Origin of the sequence: Agathobaculum faecis (genome assembly GCF_014287995.1) — a bacterium.
Taxonomy (GTDB): Bacteria; Bacillota; Clostridia; order Oscillospirales; family Butyricicoccaceae; genus Agathobaculum; species Agathobaculum ammoniilyticum.
The window spans coordinates 1-3222 of sequence record NZ_JACOPL010000042.1 but is presented as its reverse complement, the minus strand read 5'-3'; the positions used below and the strand labels follow the sequence as shown (position 1 = coordinate 3222).

2 protein-coding genes are annotated in these 3222 nt (G+C 62.2%); both read right to left on the bottom strand.

The genetic code is table 11. The features are described from left to right. The coding region (locus tag H8S45_RS15555; RefSeq protein ID WP_054328541.1) for an NAD(P)-dependent alcohol dehydrogenase at positions 1-1086 on the bottom strand (1086 nt) is incomplete at its 3' end. An 88-nt stretch (positions 1087-1174) separates the two neighbouring features. After that, complete coding sequence (locus H8S45_RS15550) at positions 1175-3121, bottom strand: oxidoreductase (protein WP_107631097.1); 1947 nt, start codon at positions 3119-3121, stop codon at positions 1175-1177. Positions 3122-3222: the final 101 nt, after the last annotated feature.

Below are 3222 nucleotides of genomic sequence, written 5' to 3'. Positions count from 1 at the left end.
CGCCTTGATGCACTTGCCGGAGCCGGACTCCTCAAACGCTTCGTTGATCTGCTCGAACGGATAGAACTTGATCAGTTTATCAAACGGGAACATGCCCTTTTTGTAGTAGTCGAGCAGTTTGGGGATGAACAGCTTGGGAATGGCATCGCCCTCGACAATGCCGATCAGGCTCTTGGCGTCGCCCATCAGCTCGGCCTGGATGTTGAACGTCACGTCGCCGGTTGCGCCGAGCACGACCGCCGTACCCATGAAGCGGCAGGACGCCAGGGCTTTCTTGACAAAATCGGGTACGCCCGACGTGTCGATGGCATAATTGACACCGCCATCTGTGATTTCGTTTTTGATTGTACCCACGATGTCGTCGACTTCCTTGCGGTTGATGGTGTGGGTCGCGCCCAGCTCTTTTGCCAGCTCCAGGCTCTTCGGGTTGCCACCTACCGCAATAATCGTTTCACAGCCCGCGATCTTGGCAGCCATAATCGCACTCATGCCGACCGTACCGCAGCCAAACACCGCTATGGACGAGCCGAACTCCGGCCGCAGGCGGTTGAGCACAGCGCCTGCACCGGTCTGGATGCCGCATCCCATCGGCCCGACGAGCGCAAGGTCGATATCGTCGTACTGCACCTTGACCGCGCTGGCTTCGTTGACGACCACATGAGTCGCAAACGAGGACTGGCCGAAAAACGTAGCCAGCGGCGTACCATCCAGCGCAGACAGGCGCGACGTGCCATCCGGCTGCACGCCGCCGAAGTTGATGGCGTTGAAGTTCTCGCACGCGTGCTGGTGGGCGGTCATGCAGTTGTGGCAGCGGCCGCAGTAGCCGAACGATATGCCCACCTTGTCCCCAGGCTGGAATTCCGTGACCTCGGGGCCGACCGCCTCGACGACGCCGCAGCCTTCATGGCCGAGCACTGCGGGCAGTGGGACCGGAATGACCTGCTGGCGGGCTGCGTCGTCGGTGTGGCATACGCCGCAGGCGGTGATCTTCACCAGGATTTCATGCTTCTGCGGGGCGGCCAGCTCGACTTCCTCGATCTGGAACGGCGCGCCGGGCGCGTGGGTAACGGCAGCTTTGATTTTCATGGAGTGGTCCTCCTCGTATCAGGATAAAAATGGAATTTCCAAAGGCCCGCGGGGCGCGGACCAAGGATGCGGGGATAGGCGCGACGGTTCAAATATCGAGCGCGCGGTAGTAGCCGTCCGTGACCGCGTCCACGACGCGGCCGGCCCTGATGCAGTCGCCGATCTCGAACACACGCGGCGCGGCGTTGTAGAAGCTTTCCGCGCACACGCGGTCAGCCTTCATGCCCGCGGCGAGCAGAATGGTGTCCGCTTCCAGCAGCCTTTCGCCGTTCGGGCTGTCGCACAGCAGGCCGGCGTCGGTTACGGCCTTTGCGGTGGTGTTTACATGGATGCGGATGCCGCTGTTCCGCATATAGATCTTCATAGCGTTCTTGTGCATGAAGTAGGAGTCCGCAGCCCAGTCGTCCTTCATCTCCACAATGGTCACGTCCTTGCCCAGACCGTCCAGATAGATCGCGCACTCGCTGCCCACCAGACCGCCGCCCAGGATGACCACCTTTTGACCGATGGCAGGGTCCTTCTGGTGCAGCGCGTCCAGGGTAACGACCTTCGTACTGTCGATGCCCGGGATGGGCGGCACGATGGGCTTCGCGCCCACGGCGGCGAGGATGACGTCGGCCTGCAGCGCCTCGGCCTGTTCCGCGGTCAGAGCGGTGTTCAGGCGCACATCCACGCCTGCTTCGCGCAGCCGGCCCTCGAGTACCTGCACGAAGCGGTACATGTCCTGCTTGAACGGGATGTACTGCTCGGAGAGCAATTGCCCGCCCAGACGGCTGTTTTTCTCATACAGCGTGACCGTGTGGCCGCGCTGGGCAGCCGTGATGGCGGCGTACATCCCGCCTGGGCCTCCGCCGACGACCACGACCTTTTTGGGCGTTGTCGCTGGCGCGCCGTAAAAGCTCTCCATCTCGCGGCCGACGATGGGGTTGAACGCACAGCAGAACGTGCGGTTGGTCAGATAATTGTAGAAGCAGGTGAAGCAGCGGCAGCAGCGGGTGATATCGTCCTTGCGGCCGGAGAACGCCTTTTCCGGAAAATAGGGGTCGCAGATCGACTGGCGGGCGATCTCGATGATGTCCGCCTTGCCGGAAGCGATGATCTCCTCCATCATATCCGGATCGTTCAGCCCGCCCAGTGTCGCTACCGGCGTTTTGACATGCTTTTTGATCTCCTCAGCCAGGTAGACGTTGCAGCCGTGCTCGACAAACATTGAGGGATGGGTCAGTACGAACACGTCAGGGTCCTCGTGTACGCCGGCGGAAACATGGATGATGTCCACCTTGCCGTCGATGGCCTTGGCCATCGCAATGCCCTCGTCCAGCCCGTATCCGCCCTCGGTCAACTCAGCGCCGCTCATGCGGAATTCGATCGGGAACTGGTCGCCCACCGCCTCGCGCACTTTCTCGATCACGAGCAGGGGGAAACGCATGCGGTTCTCCAGACTGCCGCCCCAGCGGTCGGTGCGGTGGTTCATGGACGGCGACATAAACTGCCCCAGCAGCCAGCCGTGGCCGCCGTGGATCAGCACCATGTCAAAGCCCGCCTGCTTGACCAGCGCGGCCGCGCGGCCGAAAGCCTCGGCGGTGTGGACGATCTCGTCCTCGGTCATACTGCGCACCGGCAGGCCGTCTGGGTTGACTTCATCGTTCGGGCCGAGCGCATACCGCTCGGCTGCCTGCCCATGCCCTCGGGCGTTAGCGTACTTGCCGCCGTGCGCCAGCTCCATGACCGCGTTGCAGCCATGGCGGTGCATAGCCTTGGCCGCCTCCTTGAGCGAAGGGAGCGAGCCTACGTCGTACAGCGCGACCTCCTTGGTGTGCGTGCGGCCCACCGCGTCCACAATGCCCAGGCCGATGGCCACGCTGGCCAAGCCGCCCCGCGCCCGGTTTTCATGGAACGCCACGTCCTCTTTGCGCATATGGCTGTCCGGATCCATCTCCGGATTGGACATCGGCGCGCCCAGGATCCGGTTTTTGAACGTCAGCCCCTTGATGGTCAGCGGGCTTGCCAAATGGGGGTAATATTTATTCTGCATAGCCGAGATCAATCCTTTCCAAAATCCGGTTTGCCGCGCCGCCCAGCAGCGCGGATAGCGGAAAACCGGTTTTACGGCATCGCTCCGTAAAACCGATTTCC